Below are 21140 nucleotides of genomic sequence, written 5' to 3'. Positions count from 1 at the left end.
GACCGGCCATATACCCGGGGTGGGTATCAAGCCCCCGGCGAACCCGGGCGGGGGTGCCGGCCGGAGTGGGCGGGTTGGCGTGGCTGGTCTAGACCTTGACAGGTCCAGACCAGGCGGGCTTGGGTGGTGGCCCGTCATGTCGGCGTGCCGGGGTGCTCGGTGTGCCGCGCCGAAGGAGTGAGCAGCCCTGAATCGCATCGATCGCATCGCTCGTGCCAAGAGGTTCCTGACCGTTCCGGCGGCCCTGGCCACCCTCGCCGCCGCTCTCGTGACGGCGGCCCCCGCCGCGTCGGCCGCCGCCCCCACCGACGGGCCCTGCGCGCCGCTCCACAGCGCGTCGGCCGACTACCGCGCCGGGGACACCGTCTCCCACCACGGGCGCAACTGGAGCGCCAAGTGGTGGACGCGGGGCGAGAACCCGGGCGCCGGATCCGCCTGGTCGGACCGGGGCGCCTGTACGGGAGGGGTGTCCGACTTCGTCATCAGTGAGCAGCGGTTCGACGAGATCTTCCCGGACCGCGACCCCTTCTACACGTACCAGGGCCTGATCGACGCGCTGCACGCCTACCCGCGCTTCGCCAACGTCGGTACGCCGCAGACGCGGGCCCGGGAGGCGGCGGCGTTCCTGACGCACGCGGACTTCGAGTCGGTGGGGCTGAAGTACGTCAAGGAGATCAACGAGGCCAACTACTGGCGCAAGTGCGACGACACCCAGCCCTTCGGCTGCCCGGCCGGGCGTGAGGCGTACTACGGGCGCGGCCCGATCATGTTCAGCTGGAACTTCAACTACAAGGCCGCCGGTGACGCTCTCGGGCTCGACCTGCTGAACGACCCCTGGCTGGTCGAGCGGGATCCGTCCGTCGCCTGGGCCACCGCCCTCTGGTACTGGAACACCCAGAACGGCCCCGGCACCATGACGTCCCACGACGCGATGGTGGGCGGCGCGGGCTTCGGCGAGACGATCCGTTCGCTCAACGGCGCCCTGGAGTGCGAGGGCGGCAACCCGGGTTCGGTGGCCGCGCGGGTGGAGCGGTACGAGCGCATCACCGGCATCGTCGGGGTGGCCCCGGGATCCGGACTCACCTGCTGAGCCTGCCGGCCCCGGGTGTCCGCAGGCCGTCCGGAACCGTCCGCATGCTGGGCGGGCCGGAAGATTTTACCTTCGCGGCCGCCCCTGTTCGGGGATGATCCGGATGGACTCCCTCCGGAATAGCGGCTGTTGAGGGCCCTCTTGACGCGATGGTCCGGGCGGCAGGGACGTGGAGCCGGTGGAACCGGCACCTTCTCCGAGGATGGTCTAGACCTTGACAGGTCCAGACCATCCTCGCTTGAGTGTCGGCACCCCCACGGCGGCGCAGGCCGGACGTCGCGCCGCGTCTAAGGAGTGTGATCACGTGATCCGACGTGTCATGAGTCTGCTGGTCGCGCTCGGCGCGATCGTCGCGGCGCTCGTCGTTCTTCCCGCCGCCACCGCGCAGGCAGCCACCTGCGCCACGGCCTGGAGCTCCTCCTCCGTCTACACGAACGGCGGCGCGGTCTCGTACAACGGCCGTAACTACACCGCGAAGTGGTGGACCCAGAACGAGCGTCCGGGCACGTCGGACGTGTGGGCCGACAAGGGGGCCTGCGGCACCGGCGGCGAGAACCCGGGCGAGAACAACGGCTTCGTCGTCAGCGAGGCCCAGTTCAACCAGATGTTCCCGAACCGGAACGCCTTCTACACGTACAAGGGCCTGACCGACGCCCTGAGCGCGTACCCCGCCTTCGCCAACACCGGCAGCGACGAGGTGAAGAAGCGCGAGGCCGCGGCCTTCCTCGCCAACGTCAGCCACGAGACCGGCGGGCTGTTCTACATCAAGGAAGTCAACGAGGCGAACTACCCGCACTACTGCGACACCACGCAGTCCTACGGCTGCCCGGCCGGCCAGGCCGCCTACTACGGCCGCGGCCCGATCCAGCTGAGCTGGAACTTCAACTACAAGGCCGCCGGTGACGCCCTGGGCATCAACCTGCTCGCCAACCCGTACCTGGTGGAGCAGGACGCCGCCGTGGCGTGGAAGACCGGCCTCTGGTACTGGAACACCCAGAACGGCCCCGGCACGATGACGCCGCACAACGCCATCGTCAACAACGCCGGCTTCGGCGAGACGATCCGCTCGATCAACGGCGCACTGGAGTGCAACGGCGGCAACCCGGCGCAGGTCCAGAGCCGCATCAACAAGTTCACGCAGTTCACCCAGATCCTCGGCACCACGACCGGTCCGAACCTGAGCTGCTGATTCCGTACCGCGCCTCACCGGCCCGCGAGGGCCCCTGAGGAACCCGAGGACCCCACCCGGAACGGGGGTGTGGCCGGCTCGCGCCGGGCGCACCCCCGTTCCGGCGTCCCGGCCCCGGTCACACCAACTGCGGCTTCACCGACATCAGCAGGTGCCGGTGGACGTCCGTGCCCGCCACGTCCGTGATCATCGCGCGCTGTCCGGCCCCCAGCAGCAGGAGCCGCAGCGACGGTTCCGTGAAGGAGGCCAGGGCGTCCGCCAGATAGCCGGGGTTGAAGGCCACCGTCAGCTCCTCGGCCCCCTCCAGGTCGGCCGGCAGTCGTTGGGACGCCACGTCGTCCTCGTAACCCGCGCGGAGCGTCACGGAGGCGTCGGCGCGGGAGAAGGCCATCTGCACCGGGCTGTCCCCGTCGGCGACGACGGAGACCCGCTTGACGGCCTCCGTCAGCCGGACCCGGTCGACCACCGCGACCGCCGGGTCCGCCATCGAGAACAGCTTCTCGTGGCGCGGCAGCCGGCCGTCCAGCAGCCGGACCGTGGTCCGCGTCCCGGCATGCTCGAACCCCGCCGAACCGGCGTCCAGGGCGAGGCTCACGAGCCCGGAGCGGCCCAGTGAGCGGGCGATCTCGGTGAGGCGGCGGGCGGAGACGATGACATCGGCGGCCTCGCCGGGGGCGGTCGCCTTCCACGGGAGGGTCCGTACGGCGAAGCGGTACCGGTCGGTCGCGGCGAGCGTCATCGTGTCGCCGTCGAGCCCCAGCCGGATCCCGGTGAGCGCGGGCAGCGTGTCGTCGCGGCCCGCGGCCACCGCCACATCGGCCACGGCCGCCGCGAACAGCTCCGCGTCCACCGCGCCCCGGACCTGCGGGAGCGGGGGCAGCGCCGGGTAGTCGTCCAGCGGCAGCACGGAGAGGCCGAACCGGGCCCCGTCGCCCGACACCGTGAACCGCGAGCCCTCAACGGCGCACTCCACGGGCCCCTCGGGCAGCACCTTGCAGATGTCCAGCAGCCGCCGTCCCATGACGAGCACCTTCCCGGGCCGCGCGACCTCGGCGTCCACGTCGATGCGCGCGGACGCCTCGTAGTCGAGCCCGGAGATCCGCAGCGGCCCGCCCTCGCCCCCCGTCTCCAGCAGCAGCCCGCCCAGCACGGGGACGGGCGACCGCACGGGCAGGACACGGGCCGCCCAGGACACGGCGTCGGTCAGGGCACTGCGTTCGATACGGAATTCCATGGGGCCTTCCCGGCGCGTCGGAAGCCGGAATTCCGAAGCCGGATCCGACGGCGTCGACGATAGAAGGCGCCACTGACAATCGGCGCGGGGCGGGAACCGACGACAGCGACCACCCCCGTGAGTCGCTGCCGCCCCGTTCCCCCGCGTCCCCCTGTTCCGGAGCCTGTCCCCCGACTGGCTGGAACACGTTCGGACGATAGAACGCAGGGTAGGGAGACGGGAGATTCAATGCGCCCAGTGGAGCAGCCGGAGGGGTATCGGTCCGCACAGTCAGCCGTGCGGGGCGGTCCACCGGTGCTACGGCTGTGTCCGGGGCGGGAACGGGGAAACAGGTGCGAGCACGGGAGCGTGCGGACGATCTTCTGCTGATGCACCGGCTGGCCCGCACGGGCGGAACGGCCGAACTGCTGCGCTGGCTGGCCGGGCGGGCCGGTGGCTGGGCCGGAATCGTCGGGACGGACGGGACGGTGCTGCAGGCGGCGGCCCGGACGGCGCGGGCGGTGGTCCCCGACGCTGCCGCGCTCGTCGCCGAGGTCGCGAGCGCCCTCACGGAGCGCGGCGCCCAGGCGTACTCCCTCGACACCGGCGCGCACACCGCCCTGTTGTTTCCCCTGAGCGCCGACGACCGCGCCGCCCCCGTGCTCGCCGTCGTCACCCCCCGGCCCGTGGCCGCCGGGCTCGCCACGCTGCTGGCCGACGTGGTCCTGCCGCTGTCCGTGTGCCGGCAGGCCGAGACCCTGGAGCGCAAACGCCGCCGGGTGGACCTCGCGGAGTCCCGGGGCCGGGAGGCGGTGCTGCACCTGCTGATGACGGGCCAGCTCTCCATCGCCCAGCAGGTCGCCGGAGCGCTGCGCCCCCGGCTGCCCGATCCGGTGCGGGTGTGCGTCGTGGAGTGCTCGGGCGACGGCCGCGACGAGGTGGCCCGGGTCTGCGCGGACGCGGACGGCGGCCGGTCCTGGATCGTGCGGTGCCCCGTCTACGCCCGCCACCTCATCCTGGTGATGCCCGCGCGGATGCCGGAGGAGGCGGAGCCGGGTGCGGCCCCGACCGACGAGACCGTCGCCGCCCGGGTCGGCGACTGCACCGTGGGCGTCAGCGAGCCCGTGCCGCTGGCCGACACCGCGACCGGCTACCGCCAGGCCTTCCACGCCCTGGCCGTCGCCCGCGAACTGCCGTCCCGGCACGCCCGGTTCGGGGTCTCGCCGGATCCCGCGCTGGTCGTCGGACCGGCCGGGCGGCAGTGGGCGAACGATCTGCTGACCCCGCTCCTGACCCATGTGCCGCGCCGTGCGCAGGACCCCGCGGCCCAGGAGCTGGCGGCCACGGCCGCCTCCTGGCTGGCGTTCTCGTCGCACGCGACCGACCACCTCAAGGTCCACCGCAACACCCTGGCCGCCCGGCTGCGGCTCATCGGCGAGCTGCTCGGCCTCGACCTGCACCGGCTGGCCGACCAGGCCGCCCTCGACCTGGCGCTGCGCGTCCGGGCCGCCCCTGCCCCGGCCTGCACCCCCGAGCCCGCCCCGTACGCCCCCACCGGATCCGGTGCGCCGGACGTGGCGCGGGGTCTCGACGAGATCCTGCGCCGCCCCGCCGTGCGGCACTGGGCGGACCAGCAACTGGCCCCCGTCCTCGGGTCCGAGGAGACGCTGCGCACCTGGCTGCGCTGCGAGGGCCGGCTGGGTCCGGCCGCCGCCGAGCTGGGCATCAGCGTGCCCGGCGCCCGCAAGCGCCTCACCCGGCTCGAAACGGTCCTCCGGCGCTCGCTGCTCCGCCCGCCGAGCGCCCGCTACGACCTGTGGCTGGCGCTGAGGTCCCGGGACCTGGCGGCCGAGGGGGGCTGAGCGGCACGGGCGGGCCGGACCCGCAAAAGAAGAGGCTTTCTCATTTTTTACTTCCGCACCGCTGCATTTCTCCGGATACGCCGACCGTGAAGTTACTGGCCGGTCGCTTATGGTGCGGTTCTGTCGGCGGACCCAATTTGCGCATGGCTGGACGCGCGTTATTAAACGCTGCGTCCAATTAGGTGCACATGCGCGTTCAATCGCTCTACCGAGTGGTGGCTTACGGGTGGGTGTGTGAACGCGAAATTGCGGGAGGGAGTCCGTGCGGGGGCGGAACCGGTCAGGGAATTTGCTCATGCACTTCGGGGTGAAGGGAAAGGGTCACGCGAGTGGGGACGCCGAAGGGTGCCGCCGTGGTTGCAGTCCGTGCTCCCGGAACGGTCACATCGTGAACGCCCAGGTGGTGGGGGTGCCCGGCGGGCCGGCCGGGACGGCGACCGGCCCCGGCCGGGGTGCGGGCGTCGCGTGCCGGTTCGTTGCCCCCCGGTGCGCGTCCGGCTTCGGCGTCCCCTCCCACCGGGGGCCGTGCGGCTGACGCCGGGCAGCGGCCGGAGAGGTGCGAGAGGCAGGCCCCGAAGGGGCTGGGCGGGTGCGGCACCGCAGGTGGCCCGTGGTCGCCGCGCCCTCGGCCGCGGCGGGGTGTCCGCTCCGGCGCGACGGCGTCCGGCACCGCTCCGGGGGCCCCGTCGCGACGCGCCGGAGCCTCGTCCGGCTGCCGGTGAATTCGGTTGCGTGCGGGGGGTGTTGGGGGCGATTCGGCCGTGCTCGCTCCCTTGGGGCGAGTAGGGCGAGATCGGCCGGATCGGTGCTGTTCCCGGCAACTTGCCACCAGTGGACGGCCATATCGGTGGCTGTCGGGGCCTGGGGTGCGGTCACGGGGTGAGCGTAGATCGGGCCCCGGGGTTGAGGGTAACCGCTGTCCTCTATGGGACAGGCGTGACTCCGTTGTGTGATCGCCCGGTGACATACCGGGGGGTAAGCGGAATGGTGGGGGCGTGAATGTGAGTCGGGGGTGCAGCTTCCTGACATCTCCGAGCCCGTGAGCGGCGCGGAACGTGGGGGTGGAGGAGGTTGCGAGGCCTATTCGTTGAATGGAAAGGGCCGCCGTTGACGGGTTCACGTTCGCGACCTAATCTCTGGGTGAGCTGAAAGATTGGCGTGTAAGTGCCCATGAGGGTCCGCTGATTGGTTCTCTATTCAACTTCGCATGTCGACGACACCCTGAGGAAATCCGATGCGCGCCATTGGTGTACCGGGGGTGACCGCAAGTGGGTAACGGGGGAGTGGAATGGGTTCGGGGGCGACTGGTGTGTGCGGCGATGTGCACCGTTCGGAAGACAGACATCGCACCGATTCCGTGGAGCGGGCGCTCCTGGAGGCGCGGGCACTGATCGAGTCCTCGGTGTCGCTGCACCGCAGCCGGCCCGGGCGTACGTCGCTGCTGGTGCGGGCGGACGACGGCTCGGTCGTCGACGCGGTGAAGCGCCTGATGGCAGGGGCGCGGTACTCGGCCCATCTGGCGGTGACGAGCAACCGGAAGCACTCGGCCGTGGTGTGTTCGGCCGTCGCGGACTCGCTGGCCGAGGCGCCGCGGACGGCTCGTGAGGGCCGGGGCCGGCTCGCCGTCAGGCTGCTCGCCTCCGGCGGCGCGCTCGAACTCACCGCGGAATGCCACCGGTCGTTCGCCGAGACGTATCTGGACGTCCGCATGACCAAGGGCGAGCTGCGCGAGGCGCTGATCGTCGACGGACGCACGGCCCTGGTCCAGTCGGGCAACGGATCGGCCGGCCGGCACGCCGCGATCATCACCGACCCGGCGGCGGTGGGCGCGCTCGACCTGCTCTTCGCGGGGGCGTGGGCCGGCGCCCGGCCCGTCGCCGACGAACTGCGGCTGGACCGCAGCCTGCGGGGCGCGCAGACACGGCGGATCCTGGAGCAGCTCTGCGCGGGGCGCACCGACGACGTGGCCGCGCGGGAGATCGACGTCTCGCTGCGCACCTACCGGCGTCATGTCGCCGACATCATGCGCGAGCTCGGCGCGAACTCCCGGTTCCAGGCCGGGGCGCGCGCCGTCGAGCTGGGTCTGCTGGAGCGGTGCTGAGCCGCCGCCTCGGGCGGCGGCGCCGGCTGGCAAATATCGGGGGACAGGATGATCAGGACGACATCGGCGACAGGACCGGACGACCCGGGCGATGGCGGGCGTGAGCCGGCGGCGACGGAAGGGGTCGGTGCGGAAGCGGCGGCGGGAAAGGAGCCGCACAGACCCGGGGCGGCCGACGCCCGGGGCCGGCCGGACGATCCGGGGGACGGCCAGGACGCCATAGAGCGGGCCCTGTTGGAGGTCCGGGCCCTGATCGAGACCACCGTGGAACAGCATCGCGACCGGGTCTCGTGGGACCAGCTGATCACCGCCGTGGACGGCCGGAAGCCCGAAGTGATGGGCGAGGCGCGCAAGCTGGTGTTCCAGGCCACGGCGACCATCGATGTGGTGCTGGCCGCCGGGCCGAGCTGCGGGGCCGAGGCGAAGGCCACGCTGGCCGAGTTGATCCGGCTGGTGCCCGAGACCGTCCGGCTGCGCCTGCTCTGCTCGCCGGCCATGATCGACGAGGACTTCGTCCGCGACCGGCGCGAGCGGAAGACGTCGGCCGAGGTCCGGGTGGCGCGGGTTCCCCCGTTACAGGCCATGATCGTGGACGACTCCGTGGCGCTGGTCTCCGCCGAGTCCCCCACCGGACGCCGGGCGTCGCTCATCCGGGTCCCCGACGTCATCCGCACCCTCTGCACCCTCTACGACGGGGTCTGGGGCAACGCGGTGGCCGCCGACGGGCGCATCACGTTCGGTGACCACTCCCGGTCCGATCTCGCGCGGCAGATACTGGGCGCGCTGCGGGCCGGGACCACGGACGAGGTGGCCGCGCGCGAGCTGACGGTCTCGGTGCGCACCTACCGGCGCTACGTCGCGGAGATCATGACCCTTCTCGACGCCAGTTCCCGGTTCCAGGCCGGTGTCCGGGCGGCCGAGCTGGGCCTGCTGGGTTCGTCGAGCCCGGGGGTGGCGCAGGGCCCCCAGTCCCGTACCGAGGGCTGAGGGCTCCGCGCCCCGGCCGTCGGGTGTGGCAGCTTCCTGAAGTACCCGTTGTCGGGCCCGGAACCGGGCGGCTAGAACAAGCTGCGGTGATCGTCGGCCCCGGGGCGGCGAGTTCCCGGTCGGCGAGTCCTCTGCCGCCGGGCTCCGTACCGGCGGGTTCCGTACGACTACGGCCATGACCGCCGGGACCTGTTCCGCTGACGCGAGGTGCGAAGAGTATGAAGGCAGGCATCGGCGGCGGTTGGTTCCGCCGGTACGAGGCGGCCGGTGCGCTCGTCCGGTCCCCGGGAGGTGTCCGGTGACGACCTGGCCCTCTCCCACGGACACGCTCCGGCACGACAGCGGGGTCGCCGTGCTGGACAAGGCGTCCCTGCTGCTGAGCGTGCTGGAGGACGGTCCCGCCTCGGTGTCCCGGATCGTCGCGCTCACCGGGCTGACCCGCCCCACCGCCCACCGGCTCGCGCTGGCGCTGCAGCGGCTGCGGCTGGTCACCCGCGACGCCCGGGGCCGCTTCCTCCTCGGCCCCCGGCTGGGCGAGATGGCCGTGGCCGAGCACGGGGACCGGATGCTGGAGCAGACCACCCCCGTGCTCACCGAACTGCGCGACGCGACCCACTCCTCCGCGCGCCTCCACCGCAGGTGCGAAGGGCACCAGTTGTGCGTGGCGGCCGCCGAGGCGGCGGACGCGGAGGAGGACGCGGTGCCGGTCGGGACGGCGGTCGGCCTGTGGACCGGTCCGGTGGCCCAGGTCCTGCTGGCCTGGGAGGAGCCCGACGTGCTCTACCAGGGCCTGGTCCGTGCCCGCTTCACGGCCGCGATGCTCGCCCAGGTCCGTCACCGGGGCTGGGCGCAGGGCTCCGGCGGACCGGCGGGCGACGGGGTGACGTTGGCCGTTCCCGTACGCGGCCCCGGCGGCCGTGTCGTCGCGGCGCTCTCGTTGTCCGGCCCTCGGACCGGGCCCCGCGTACGGGAGTTCACCGCCACGATGATCGACGCGGCCATGCGCCTGGGCGAAGCCTGCGACGGATGACCTGTTCCCGGCCGGGCGGAGGTCGCGCATGACGACCCCGCCCCCGACGTCGGCCCGCACGGAGTTCAGAATTCTCGGCGCCACCGAGGTCTGGGTCCAGGGTGTGCGCATCCCCCTGACGGCGGCCAAGCAACGCACGGTGCTCGCGGCGCTCCTCATCTCCCCGGGACGGTTCGTCTCCGACGCCTGGCTCGCGGAACTGCTGTGGGGGGCGAACCCGCCCGCGACCAGGACCGCCCAGCTCTACACCTACGTCTCCCGGCTGAGGAACTGCTGCGGCCCGGGGCTCCGGGTGGTGCGCAGACACCGCGGCTACCACCTGGTGCTGGGCACCGCGTGGTTCGACTGGGCGGCCTTCCAGCAACTGGCGGAGCAGGGGCGCAGGGACCTGGTCAAGCACCGGTACGCGGAGGCCGCGAGCCGTCTGGAGTCGGCGCTGAAGCTGTGGAAGGGCCCGGCGCTCTCGGACGTCACCGAGTTCCTGAGCCGGACCGAACTGCCCGCGCTGGAGGAGGCGCGGCTCGGCGCGATCGAGAACCGTATGGCGGCCGTGCTCGCCCTGGGGCGGCATGTCGCCGCGCTGCCCGAGCTGAGCAGGCTGGTGGCCGAGCACCCCACCCGGGAGTCGTTGCGCGGTCATCTGATGGTGGCCCTGTACCGCAGTGACCGGCAGATGGACGCGCTGCGCGTCTACGAGCAGGGGCGCCGGGTCCTCCAGGAGGAGCTGGGCGTGGTGCCGGGTGCGGCGCTGCGGGCGTTGCACCGTGCCGTACTTCTGGAGGAGCTGCCCGGGCCGGCCGCGGTGGAGGCCCCGGCCCCGGTGGCCGCCGGGATCGGTCTGGACGCCGCCCCGGACTGTGCGCTCGGTCCGGGTGCGGCTCCCCCGCAGCGGCACCGCGGGCCGCACAGCCCGTGGCTCGGCCTGGTCCCCGCCATGCTCCCGATGGACCCGGTGACCTTCATCGGCCGTCGCCCCGAACTGGACGGTGTACTACAGGAGTTGAGGGGAGGCGGCAGCGGGCGCCGGGCGGTCGTCCTGACCGGCGAGGCCGGTGCGGGCACGAGCGCCCTGGCCGTGCGCGCGGGGCACCTCTGCCGGGACGACTTCCGGCAGGGGCAGCTCTACATCGACCTGCGCCGTGAGGGCGGTGGGGCGAAGAACCCCCTGGAGGTGCTCGGTTGCTTCCTGCGGGCGCTGATTCCCGAACGCGGCGCGGACCTCCCCGAAACGCTGGACGAACGGCTCCAGCTCTACCGCAGCGCGCTGTCCCGCCGTCGCGTCCTGGTGGTGCTGGACAATGCCGTGGACGCCCGGCAGGTCCGGCCGTTGCTGGCGAGCGGGCCCGGCTGCCGGACGTTGATCACCGGTCGCCGGTCGCTCGCCTCACTGGAAGGCGTACGGGTGGTCCGGGTGGGCCGGCTCGGTGCGGCCGAGGCGCGCGAGTTGGTCGCGACGACCGTCGGGTCGGCCCGCCTCGACGCCGAACGGGAGCCCACGACAAGGCTGTTGGAGCTGTGCGACGGCAACCCGCTGGCGTTGCGGTTCTGCGCGGCCCGGCTGGCGGCACGGCCGCGATGGCCGGTGGTCCGGCTGGTGGCCCGGCTGGAGCAGGGCGAGGTGCGGCCGGAGGAATGGGGCGAGGTCAGCCATGAACCGCTGAGCGCCGTGCGGTCGGGGGTCCTGGAGCTCAAGCCGTTCCTGCGGCCGGTGCTGCGGACGCTGGCCCGCGACGAGCGCGGCGTCCTCACGCTCGCCGCCGCCGCGCGACGGCTCGGCTGGACCGAGGAGCGTGCCCGGACGGCGCTGGACGCACTGGTGGAAGCCGGGCTGATCGGGTTGGTGAGCGAGCCGGACGGGGCGTTCGCGTATCCGCCCGGCGGGCCGTTCGCCGCTCACCCCTCACCGGAGAGCTACCGGTGCTCGCCGCTGGTGCGGCTGCTGTTCCGCCGTCCGGCGGCGGGCGCCTGAGGGCTGCCCTGCGGGAGACGTCACCGGCAGGGCTGTCCCGCGGGAGACGCCACGGGGCCGGCCCTCGCCCCGCGGTCGTCGTCCGTCAATCCTCCCCGGGCCCGTGCGGATGATCGGCGGCCGGAGCGCCCGGGGGTGTGCCGGGGCCCGGGCTCAGGGTGTCGTCGATGAACGCCGCCAGGAGCGCCGCCCAGCGCAGCCCCTGGTCGTCGTCGGCAGCCTGGTCGTCCGGGTCGTCCGCCGAGCCGTCCCCGAGCGGTATCTCTGCCGGATCCGGCGTCGCGTCCTGGCCCATGTTCCCCTCCTCCGTGATTCGCCCCTGTTGGGCGATCCCTCCAGGGTTGGGTATCTGCCTATGCGTTCTCTATACTCCCGGCCGCGTCGCCCGGGTCGGCCGCGCGACGCGCCGACCGGCATGAACTGGCTGGCAGCTTCCTGTAGTTGGCATTGCCCCCGGCGGCACCGGCACAGTTCGATGGGTGCGTCAGGTGCGGTGTTCGCTCCCTTCCGCGAACCCCCCTGTGCGGCGGCCGAATTCCCCCCCGTTGACGCCGCCGGGATGCCTGGGGCCCGGGTCCTTGCCGACTCGGTCCCCAGGCCGCAAGCGAGTTCATCCCTACCGTCCACTCCGTGCGACGTTGGTGAGAAAGAGGTTCCGGGTATGACCGCCGTGGCTCCCGAACGGGTGGAAGCGGTCAGCGGTGTCGGGGTGCTCGACAAGGCATCGCTGCTGTTGGAAGTGATGGAGCGCGGGCCCGCTTCGCTGGCGGAGCTCGTGGCGCGCACGGGGCTCAAGCGCCCGACGGTGTACCGGCTGGCGACCGCGCTGGAGAGGCTGCGGCTGGTCGCCCGGGACCGGCGCGGCCGGTTCGTCCTCGGGCCCCGGCTGGGGGACATGGCGGTGGAGGCGGGCCGGGACCGGCTCGTCGACGCGGCCGGGCCCGTCCTGAAGACCCTGCGCGACTGTATGGGGGCCAGCGTCCGGCTCTACCGACGCCACGGTGATCTGCGGGTCTGTGTGGCCGCCGCGTCGGGGGGCGGGACGGGCGAGGAGGTCCCGCTGGGGGCCGCCATGCCGATGACGTCCGGATCCGCGGCGCAGGCACTGGTCGCCTGGGAGTCTCCGGAGAGCCTCTATCTGAGTCTTCGCGGAGCCCGCTACACGGCGGCCACGCTCGCCTGCGTACGTCGGCAGGGCTGGGCGCAGACCGTCGGTACGCATGAGTGGGAGACGGTATCGGTGGCGGCGCCGGTGAGGGGGCCGGGCAACCGGGTGGTGGCCGCGGTGTGCGTGTCGGGCCTCGTCTCCCGGCTGACCCCGAGTCCTGGCCGGGAGCACGGCGCGGTGGTCATCGACGCGGCGGTGCAGCTGGGCGCGGGACTGGCGCGCTGAACACCCTTCCCGCGGAAACCTTTTGCGGCGACCGGTGCCGCGCAGCCGTACGTTGATGAAACTGTTCGGGTGGCTTGTTCTGGCAGGTTTACCGGGTGCGAGCAGGGCGGCCTCGATCCGCCCTGCCGGAATATCACCCGTGCGGCTGCGACGAATGCCCGCCCACCCACCCCCTGGCATCTTCCTGCAGAAGCCGTGGCTGCCGGGAGATCTGCCCGCTAGCGTTGCAAACGACGATATTCAGTCAAAGTGGGGGAGCAAAATGCAGGAACGTGAACTGCGTGCCTTTGTCGCGATAGCCGAGATAGGCCGTATGGACCTCGCAGCCAAGAAGCTCGGTTACTCGCAGCCCGCAATCAGCTATCAGATCATCTGCCTCGAGCGGTCGCTCGGCATCAAACTCTTCACCCGTAGTTCGGGCGGTACGACTCTCACGCGCGAAGGGCACACCATCCTTCCGACGGCACGCGCGACGCTGATGTTGATCGACAACATCAAGAAGGAATGCCTCGAACTCGGCCGAACGCCTTTGGCGACCCTGGCCTAGAGGCGTAGGGGCGTAGGGGCGCAGGTCCGTTCGCCCGCCCGCGACCGGTTCGGTTCCGGAGCGGCTTCACACAACAAGAGAAAAGAGGGGGGAACCATGGCACGGCACCAAGAGGTGGAAGTCGCTGTGGAAAGCGCGCGGTCGGCGATGCCGTCGCGTGGCACCGTGGTGGTGTCGGGGCTGGCGAGCGACGCGCACACCTGGAATCTGGTCTATCTCCAGATCCTCATCGAGGAGTTCGGCTATCACGTGGTCAATCTCGGGGCCTGTGTCCCGGACGACGTCCTGGTCGAGACGTGCCGCAGGATCGACCCCGCGCTGATCGCCCTCGGCAGCGTCAACGGACACGGACGCACGGACGGACTGCGCGTGGTCGCCCGCCTGCGCGACTGCCCGGAACTGGTGGCCACCCCGATGGTGATCGGCGGCAAGCTCACGGTGTCCGACGACGCCGAGACGCTCGCGCCGGAACTGCTCGCCGCCGGCTTCGACGGCGTTTTCCCCGACAGGGCGTCCAGCGAGGGCGAGTTCGCGGCCTTCGTCGCCGCCCTGCCTACGGCTCCCCGGCAGCTCCTGAGTATGGGCAGACCCGAGTGACCGCACGTGTGCCGGACCGGCCGTCCCGCCCGGAACAGGGGTTCGGCGCGTTCGTCCGCGCCCGTGCGGACGCCGGTGCTCTCGTGGTGCAGCCCCGGATGGGGTTCGGCGACCCGGCGTGGATGCGAGCGGGTCTGGCCGCCACCCGGGCGGCGAGGGCGCACACCGTGGGCACACTGACCCTGGACAGCTACACCAGGCTGGGGGATCTGGCCGCGATCGAACGCGCGCTGCACGACGGCATGCCGCTCAACGGCTATCCGATCGCCACCCACTCCGACTCCATGACCCGGGCGGTTCTGGAAGGCGTCATGGACGCCGACTTCCCCGTGCAGGTCCGCCACGGCTCGGCCCTCCCGCAGCACATCTTCCGCAGGCTCATCGCCCTGGGGCTGACCGCGACCGAGGGCGGCCCGGTGTCCTACTGCCTCCCCTACGGGCGCGTACCGCTCGCCGATTCGATCGACGCGTGGCGCGAGTGCACCGAACTCTTCGCCCAGGCGCGCGACCTGGGCGCCGAGCCGCACCTGGAGACCTTCGGCGGCTGCATGATGGGCCAGCTCTGCCCGCCGAGCCAGCTCGTGGCGCTGAGTGTGCTGGAGGCGCTGTTCTTCCGCGCCCACGGCTGCCGGAGCATCTCGGTGAGCTACGCCCAGCAGACGCATCCCGGACAGGACACGGCGGCCGTCCTCGCTCTGCGCCGGCTCTGCGCCGACCTGCTGCCGGACGTGGAGTGGCACGTGGTCGTCTACACGTACATGGGGGCGTACCCGGTCACCGAGGCCGGGGCGTACCGGCTGCTCCGCGAGGCCGCCGAACTGGCGGTGCGGACGGGCTCCGAGCGGCTCATCGTCAAGACCGTCGCGGAATCACGGCGGATCCCCACCGTCGCGGAGAACGTCGCGGCCCTGGAGTACGCGGCACGCGCCGCCGAGGCGAACCGCACGACGGCGCACGATCCCGGCACGGACTCGCAGACGTACGCCGAGGCGCTGGCGCTGGTGGAGGCCGTGCTGAACCTGGCATCGGACCTCTCCCGCGCGCTGCTGCTGGCCTTCCGCCGCGGCTACCTCGACATCCCCTACTGCGTGCACCCCGACAACCGGGGCCTCACCCGCAGCCGGCTGGACGAGGAGGGGCGCCTGCGCTGGGCGTACACCGGGGCGCTGCCGCTGGGGCATCTGGTCCGTACGGGACAGAGCCACAAGGTGACCGCCGCAGGTCTGCTGGCGGACCTCTCCTTCCTGCGGCAGAAGATGGACCGCGAGGCTGTCGCCGACCGCTCGTCGAGCGAGCTGACGGGCTCGGTCTGACCCGACGGGAACCACGGAGGCGCCGCCCCTCGGACAGGGGCGGCGCCTCCGTGGTTCGTTCGCGGGGCCCGGGACCTGGTGCACCGGGCCGTCAGCCCGTCGGCGGCAGGGGCGAGACCGCCGGGTCCAGGCGGCCGGCGGGCGGCCCGGCCGGACCGCCCTGCGTCCCGCCGGGCCAGCCGGCGAACTGCCGGCGCCCGTAGAGCAGCGGGGTGCCGGCGCCGCAGTCGGCGGCCAGGACCTCTCCGAAGATCACCACGTGGTCCCCGACGAGCTTGGTGTCCGCCACCCGGCAGGCGGCGAACGCGATGGTGTCGCCGCCGAGCCGGGGCACCCCGCTGTCGTCGGCCGGCCGCCACGGCACCCGGTCGAAGTGGGACTGGGCCGAGTCGGCGAACAGCCGGGCCACCGGGCTCGCGGATTCCCCGAGCAGGTTCACACCGAAGCGGCCGTGCGAGCGCAGCGAGCTGAGCGTCCCGCTGGTCACCGACAGGCAGACGGACAGGACGGGCGGGTCGAGGCTGACGCTCGAGAGCGAGGAGCAGGTCATCCCGCGCGGCCGACCGTCCGTGTCCACGGTGGTGACGACGGAGACACCGGTCGGGAAGGAACTCATGAATGTGCGATAAGACTCTGTACCGACCGGCTGCGGCCCCACGGCCAACCCCTTCCGCCTGACGTCATCGATTCCCGGTCACCGGCCCTGCTCGCGCTCCTGCCAGGCCTGCCTGAGCTCGTCGAGGTGGACGAGGCTGTTCAGCACGTCGTCCGTGTCCACGCCGAAGTCGATGAGGCAGGCGATCTCGTCCACGCCGATCTCGTACAGCTTCTCGCACACCTGCAGGGCGTCCTCGACGGTGCCGAACATGCCGCTGGTCTGGAAGTAGCGGTCGAAGGCCTGGCCCACCATGAAGTCGATGTCCGACTGGGTCATGGTGTTCAGGTCCAGCGCGACCGCGTTCTCGCCGGCCGCCCTGGCCGCGTGGATGACGAGGTCGAAGGAGCTGGCGAGGTACTTGCTGAACGGCGCCCGGACCGTCTCCCGCACCGTCTCCCGGTCGCTGCCGATGAAGGTGTGGAGCATCAGCGCGACGTGCCCGTCGCCCTCGCTCGCGTCGTGGTGGTCGCGGAAGGACTGCCGGTACTCCGCGATCCGCTTCTCCAGGACGTCGACGCCCTGGCCCAGCAGATGGGTCAGCACACCGGCGCCCATCTCCCCGGCCTCGCGGAACGTCTGCGGGTTGCCCGCGCTCGTCAGCCAGACGGGCAGTTCGGACTGCACCGGCGGCGGGAAGACGGTCACCTCGACGCTCTCGCCCGCCCCGTCGACGTACGACGCGGGCTCCCGCCGCCAGAGGCTGCGGATCGACTTCACCGTGTCGATGAGGCCCGACCTGCGGGTCGCGTAACCCTCGGGCCGCAGCAGGAAGTCGGCCGCGTGCCAGCCGGAGGCGAAGGCGATGCCCACGCGTCCCTTCGACAGGTTGTCGACGATGGACCACTCCTCGGCGACCCGCACGGGGTGGTGCAGGGGAGCCACCACGCTGCCGGCCCGCACCGCGACCCTCTCGGTGACCGCGGCGACCGCCGCGCCCGTCACCGCCGGGTTCGGATAGAGGCCGCCGAACGCGTGGAAGTGCCGTTCGGGGGTCCACACCGAGGCGAAATCATGGGTGTCGGCGAACTTGGCGCCCTCTATCAGCAGTCGGTATCTGTCGCTGACATCCTCGTTGTCGTTGGCGAAGTAGAAAAGGCCGAAATCCATGGCGCCTCCAGCCATTTTGTTTCGATAAGTCTTCGTGCGTCTTTGTGCGCGTTCTCCGGTCTGCTCGGGCCGTACGGCCCACCGTCAGCGGACCGTTCCCGCCCGGTCGTACGCACGGGTCGCCGCCAGGATGGCGACAACGGTCAGCACCAGGCAGAAACTCACCGCGATCAGCGGTGCGTGACGGACCGGGAAACTCATTTCCGTCACCGCGGAAGGAGCGCCGAGCAGATCCCGCACGGTACGCGTCACGGCGGTGACCGGATTCCAGCTCGCCAGGGTGCGCAGCCAGCCGGGAAGACCGTCGAGAGGCACGAAGGCGTCGGAGAGGAACGTCAGAGGAAGAAGGCACACCGGTACCACCGACGTGACTGCTTCGGCATTACGAATGGTGAGTCCGATGAAGACACCGAGCGAGGAACAGCCCACGCCCAGCAGCAACTCCAGGCCCATGGCCGCCAATACCTCGGGAACCCCGAGACCGAGCGGCCAGCCGGCGATCCAGGCCGCGGGCAGCACGCCGACGATCGACATGGCCACCGGCAGCGAGTCCACCAGGGCACGGCCCAGCAGGACGGCCGTCCGGTCGACGGGCAGCGAGCGCAGCCGGTCGAACATGCCGTCCTGCAGGTCGTCGACGACGCCCAGGGCGGACACCGCGACCGTCGACACCGCCATCACGGTGATCACACCCGCGGCGACATAGGCGCCGTACTCTCCGCCACCGGAGATCCGCATGCTGCCGCCGAAGAGGATCCCGAGCCCCAGGACCATCGCCACCGGCATCACGGTGAAACCGATCAGCTTCTCCGGCAGGCGCACCAGATGGTGCACGTGGCGGCCGGCGATCGCGTACAAGTCGCTGAGGAACACGGTCATGGCGACGGGGCGCTCAGGCGTGGCCGGCCAGCAGGATGCGGTGCATCGGGGTGTCCAGCACCGCGACCCGCCGCAGCCCGGCCTCCGCCAGCCAGGTGTCGTACTCGTCGAGCAGGAAGGCGTCCCCGCCACCGGTGGCCAGCATCGACGCGGCGAACAGCATCGCGAACCGGTCCTGGACCGGCTTGGCCTCCTGCTCGTCGGTGACCATGTGGTCGGCGATGCAGATCAGACCGCCCTCGGCCAGCGACTCCTTGGACTTCCGCAGCAGTTCGAGCGACGACTCGGGGGTCTGCAGGTGGAAGATGTTGACGAAGATCAGCAGGTCGTGGTCCGAGCCCCAGGACTCGGTCCAGAAGTCGCGGACCTGGACGTCGAACCGGTCCGCCACCCCGAGCCGTTGCGCCTGCGCCTCGGCGATCGGGGCGATGTGCGGGGCCTCCAGGCCGGTGGCCCGCCACTGCGGGAACCGCTCCAGCAGCAACTGGCTGTAGAGGCCGGTGCCGCAGCCGATGTCCAGGACGGAGGCCGGCCGGTCCGTGGGCCACTCGAACGTCTCGAACCCGTCGGCCAGCGCCGCCACGATCGGCGGCGCCCAGAAGTTGATGCCGCGCACGAGGGACTCGTAGTTGTGCTCGGTGATCTGGTTGAGCTGGAGGTCGCCCGACGCGTCGCGGTTGTCCGTGCGCACGGCGTCGGCCAGGTTGCGCCAGGAGTGCCAGGCCAGCTGTCGGTCGTACTCGATCTTGCCGACGAGGCTGAACAGGCCGCCGGGCAGGAGGCATTCACGCATCTCGTCCGGCATCCGGTAGACCGTGGGGCCGGAGTCGGAGGGTATGCGGTCGAGGATGTCGTAGGCGAAGAGACCGTCCAACAGGACGCGCATCGCCCGCTGGTTGGAGCTGCACGCCTCGGCGAGCTGGTCGCTGGTGCGGGGTCCCGAGCTCAGCTCGGCGAAGACTCCGAGGTCGTGTGCGGCCTCGATGACACCCGGGGCCCACAGCGAGATGAGGTGCTCGTAGATCCGGTGTGCGGAGTGCACGACCTTGCCCGCACCGCGCCAGTCGGGCAGCAGGGCGGTGTCCACCAGGGGGCGGACGTTGTGCTCCGGAGCGGGCGTCTCGCCCGTCTCGAAGCCGGCGGACGTGGTGAAGCCTGGCGTCATCGGAGTGCTCCTTGGGCAGTAGGCGGCGCCTTGCGGGCCGACCGGCTCACCGGGCCGCAGCGGTCCGGTACTTGTGGGCCGCGAGCGGCATGGCCACTGCGATCATCACGACGATCAGGCCCACGGCGACCGGGATCGGGTGAGTCGAGGGGAAGGACGTGTCGGTGACCGACGTGGGATTGCCGAACAGCTCGCGCAGCGCCCCGACCACCATGGACAGCGGGTTCCAGACGGCGATGGCACGCAGCCAGTCGGGAAGTCCGCTCAGCGGGATGAAGGCGCTGGAGAGGAAGGTCAGCGGCATCATGACCATCGACATCACGGCACTGACCGCTTCGACGTTGCGCAGCGAGAGGCCGAGCAGCGCACCGAGCCAGGAGGCGCCGAGACCGAGCAGGAGCAGCATGCCGAAGGCGGCCGCCATCTCGGGGAGTCCGGTGTGGACCCGCCAGCCGATGAGGTAGCCGACCACGGACATCACGACGATGGCGACCCCCGAGAGCATGAGGTCGGACACCGTGCGTCCGACGAGGACGGCGTACCGGGACATGGGAAGCGAACGGAAGCGGTCGACCAGGCCGTTGCGCAGGTCGTCGACCACGCCGACCGCGGTGGTCTGCAGGTTGGCGAGCATGACCTGGGCGAAGATGCCGGCCATGATGTATTCGCGGTAGTTGCCGCCTTCGACCTGCATGGCACTGCCGAACAGGAAACCGAAGACGACGACGTACATCACCGGCATCAGCGTGACGCTCAACAGGCGCTCGGGCACGCGCAGCAGATGCCGCAGATGCCGGCCTATCAGCGCGGTCGAATCGGTCAGGGCCTCGGTCACGCCGCCGCTCCTTCGTTCACCGGCCGCGTGGCGGCTTTGTTGGTCAGGGACAGGAAGACCTCGTCCATCGACGGACGGCTCACCTGGAAGTCCGACACCGGGATGCCGGCCGCGGCCAGCTCCGCCGCGACCGAGGCGATGCCGCCGATACCGTCGGTCATCGGCACCGAGACGGTCCGCTGCTCCTCGTCGACGAGCGGCTGGTCGCTGGTGAACCTGCCCAGCACCTTGGTGAGTTGGGTGAGGTCCTCGACCTTGGCGGCGGTGACGCGCATCCGGTCGTCGCCCACCCGGTCCTTCAGCTGGTCCGGGGTGCCCTCGGCGACGACGGCCCCGTCGTCGATGACGGCGATCCGGTCGGCGAGCTGGTCGGCCTCCTCCAGGTACTGCGTGGTGAGCAGCACGGTGACGCCGCGGCCGACCTGCGTGCGGATGACGTCCCACAGCGTGAGCCGGCTGGTCAGGTCGAGCCCGGTGGTGGGCTCGTCGAGGAACAGCACCGGCGGCTCGGCGATGAGGCTCGCGGCCAGGTCGAGCCTGCGCCGCATACCGCCGGAATAGGTCTTGACCGCCCGGTTGGCGGCATCGGTGAGGTCGAGCAGTTCGAGCAGCTCGTCCGCGCGGGCCCTCGTGGCGGTCTTGCCGAGGTGGTAGAGCGTGCCGATGAGGCGGAGGTTCTCACGCCCCGTCAGCCGCTCGTCGACGGCCGCGTACTGGCCGGTCAGGCCGATACGGCGGCGCACCTCCTTGGACTGGCGGCGCACGTCGAAACCGGCCACGCTCGCCTCCCCCTCGTCGGCGGTGAGCAGGGTGGCCAGGATGCGCACGGTGGTGGTCTTGCCCGCGCCGTTCGGACCGAGCAGCCCGAAGACCGTCCCGGCGGGCACGATCAGGTCCACGCCGTTCAGCGCGTTCTTGATCTCCTTGCCGCCGTACCGTTTGCGCAGCCCCTCGGCCTGGATAGCAATGTCCACGTGCGCTCACCCCAACTCAAATTCCACAGATCGCGGATCAACGGTTCAGGTCGGACAACGCCGGGTTTCCCGCAAGAAATACCGTGTTCACCAGCAGCCTCAAAGGCGCGGCGGTTGCCACATCGACGGTGCCGACGCTAGCAGCGGCCTGGCCGGATCCAAGCGTCTCATTGAAGAATCCGATACGACTGGCAGCGGGGGGCCTTGGGCCTGGTGGTACCGTGCGTCAGA

Annotated in this window: 19 protein-coding genes; 11 read left to right on the top strand and 8 right to left on the bottom strand. The window is 71.5% G+C overall.

Annotated elements, in window-relative coordinates:
* The first annotated feature begins 205 nt into the window (after positions 1-205).
* Together IE272_RS08785 and IE272_RS08780 are read left to right on the top strand one after the other, a co-directional pair.
* Positions 206-1090, top strand: a complete 885-nt coding sequence (locus IE272_RS08785) for a glycoside hydrolase family 19 protein (RefSeq protein ID WP_308433849.1) — start codon at positions 206-208, stop codon at positions 1088-1090.
* Between the two features lie 304 nt (positions 1091-1394).
* Positions 1395-2279 carry a glycoside hydrolase family 19 protein gene (locus IE272_RS08780; RefSeq protein ID WP_050358467.1) on the top strand — a complete coding sequence of 295 codons (885 nt, stop codon included), beginning with the start codon at positions 1395-1397 and terminating at the stop codon, positions 2277-2279.
* Between the two features lie 118 nt (positions 2280-2397).
* Here IE272_RS08780 and dnaN read toward each other — a convergent pair whose 3' ends face one another.
* Entirely contained in the window at positions 2398-3513 is a 1116-nt protein-coding gene (gene dnaN, locus IE272_RS08775) for a DNA polymerase III subunit beta (RefSeq protein WP_190006585.1), read from the bottom strand.
* Positions 3514-3881: 368 nt separating this feature from the next.
* Between dnaN and IE272_RS08770 the strand changes: the two genes are divergently transcribed.
* The 5 genes from IE272_RS08770 (at position 3882) to IE272_RS39080 (ending at position 11441) form a co-directional block, all read left to right on the top strand.
* Positions 3882-5354: a helix-turn-helix domain-containing protein gene (locus IE272_RS08770; protein ID WP_190006786.1), complete on the top strand. Its 1473-nt coding sequence runs from the start codon at positions 3882-3884 to the stop codon at positions 5352-5354.
* Between the two features lie 1357 nt (positions 5355-6711).
* Positions 6712-7455: a helix-turn-helix domain-containing protein gene (locus IE272_RS08765; protein ID WP_050358470.1), complete on the top strand. Its 744-nt coding sequence runs from the start codon at positions 6712-6714 to the stop codon at positions 7453-7455.
* 48 nt (positions 7456-7503) lie between these two features.
* Complete coding sequence (locus IE272_RS08760) at positions 7504-8442, top strand: LuxR family transcriptional regulator (RefSeq protein ID WP_234437327.1); 939 nt, start codon at positions 7504-7506, stop codon at positions 8440-8442.
* Positions 8443-8740: 298 nt separating this feature from the next.
* Positions 8741-9472, top strand: coding sequence for an IclR family transcriptional regulator (locus IE272_RS08755; protein WP_229897240.1), 732 nt, complete (start codon positions 8741-8743; stop codon positions 9470-9472).
* A 28-nt stretch (positions 9473-9500) separates the two neighbouring features.
* On the top strand, positions 9501-11441 hold the full coding sequence (locus tag IE272_RS39080; RefSeq protein WP_190006583.1) for an AfsR/SARP family transcriptional regulator: 1941 nt from the start codon (positions 9501-9503) through the stop codon (positions 11439-11441).
* An 85-nt stretch (positions 11442-11526) separates the two neighbouring features.
* On the opposite strand, the gene IE272_RS08745 is transcribed toward IE272_RS39080, so the two are convergent.
* Positions 11527-11736 carry a hypothetical protein gene (locus IE272_RS08745; protein ID WP_050358491.1) on the bottom strand — a complete coding sequence of 70 codons (210 nt, stop codon included), beginning with the start codon at positions 11734-11736 and terminating at the stop codon, positions 11527-11529.
* Positions 11737-12126: 390 nt separating this feature from the next.
* Between IE272_RS08745 and IE272_RS08740 the strand changes: the two genes are divergently transcribed.
* The 4 genes from IE272_RS08740 (at position 12127) to IE272_RS08725 (ending at position 15291) form a co-directional block, all read left to right on the top strand.
* On the top strand, positions 12127-12834 hold the full coding sequence (locus tag IE272_RS08740) for an IclR family transcriptional regulator (RefSeq protein ID WP_190006785.1): 708 nt from the start codon (positions 12127-12129) through the stop codon (positions 12832-12834).
* A 262-nt stretch (positions 12835-13096) separates the two neighbouring features.
* The gene (locus IE272_RS08735) at positions 13097-13381 is read left to right on the top strand and encodes a LysR family transcriptional regulator (protein ID WP_050358492.1); all 285 of its coding nucleotides are present in this window, start codon (positions 13097-13099) and stop codon (positions 13379-13381) included.
* A 96-nt stretch (positions 13382-13477) separates the two neighbouring features.
* Positions 13478-13978 (top strand): cobalamin B12-binding domain-containing protein, encoded by a 501-nt coding sequence (locus IE272_RS08730; RefSeq protein WP_073958156.1) that lies wholly within the window; start codon positions 13478-13480, stop codon positions 13976-13978.
* Entirely contained in the window at positions 13975-15291 is a 1317-nt protein-coding gene (locus tag IE272_RS08725; RefSeq protein ID WP_050358494.1) for a methylaspartate mutase, read from the top strand. Before IE272_RS08730 ends, IE272_RS08725 begins: the two co-directional genes overlap by 4 nt.
* A gap of 91 nt (positions 15292-15382) precedes the next feature.
* Here IE272_RS08725 and IE272_RS08720 read toward each other — a convergent pair whose 3' ends face one another.
* The 6 genes from IE272_RS08720 to IE272_RS08695 form a co-directional block, all read right to left on the bottom strand.
* Positions 15383-15907, bottom strand: coding sequence for a flavin reductase family protein (locus IE272_RS08720; RefSeq protein ID WP_063804487.1), 525 nt, complete (start codon positions 15905-15907; stop codon positions 15383-15385).
* Positions 15908-15985: 78 nt separating this feature from the next.
* Positions 15986-17056, bottom strand: coding sequence for a MupA/Atu3671 family FMN-dependent luciferase-like monooxygenase (locus IE272_RS08715; RefSeq protein WP_050358495.1), 1071 nt, complete (start codon positions 17054-17056; stop codon positions 15986-15988).
* 84 nt (positions 17057-17140) lie between these two features.
* The gene (locus IE272_RS08710) at positions 17141-17935 is read right to left on the bottom strand and encodes an ABC transporter permease (RefSeq protein WP_050358496.1); all 795 of its coding nucleotides are present in this window, start codon (positions 17933-17935) and stop codon (positions 17141-17143) included.
* Between the two features lie 13 nt (positions 17936-17948).
* A complete protein-coding gene (locus IE272_RS08705; protein WP_056701867.1) occupies positions 17949-19100 on the bottom strand; it encodes a class I SAM-dependent methyltransferase in 1152 nt (383 codons plus the stop codon).
* A gap of 46 nt (positions 19101-19146) precedes the next feature.
* On the bottom strand, positions 19147-19935 hold the full coding sequence (locus IE272_RS08700; protein ID WP_050358498.1) for an ABC transporter permease: 789 nt from the start codon (positions 19933-19935) through the stop codon (positions 19147-19149).
* Positions 19932-20909, bottom strand: coding sequence for an ATP-binding cassette domain-containing protein (locus IE272_RS08695; protein WP_050358499.1), 978 nt, complete (start codon positions 20907-20909; stop codon positions 19932-19934). Before IE272_RS08695 ends, IE272_RS08700 begins: the two co-directional genes overlap by 4 nt.
* Between the last annotated feature and the right edge of the window lie 231 nt (positions 20910-21140).

The sequence above is a fragment of the Streptomyces anulatus genome, assembly GCF_014650675.1.
In the GTDB taxonomy this organism is placed as follows: domain Bacteria; phylum Actinomycetota; class Actinomycetes; order Streptomycetales; family Streptomycetaceae; genus Streptomyces; species Streptomyces anulatus.
This window is presented reverse-complemented; position numbering and strand designations above follow the sequence as displayed.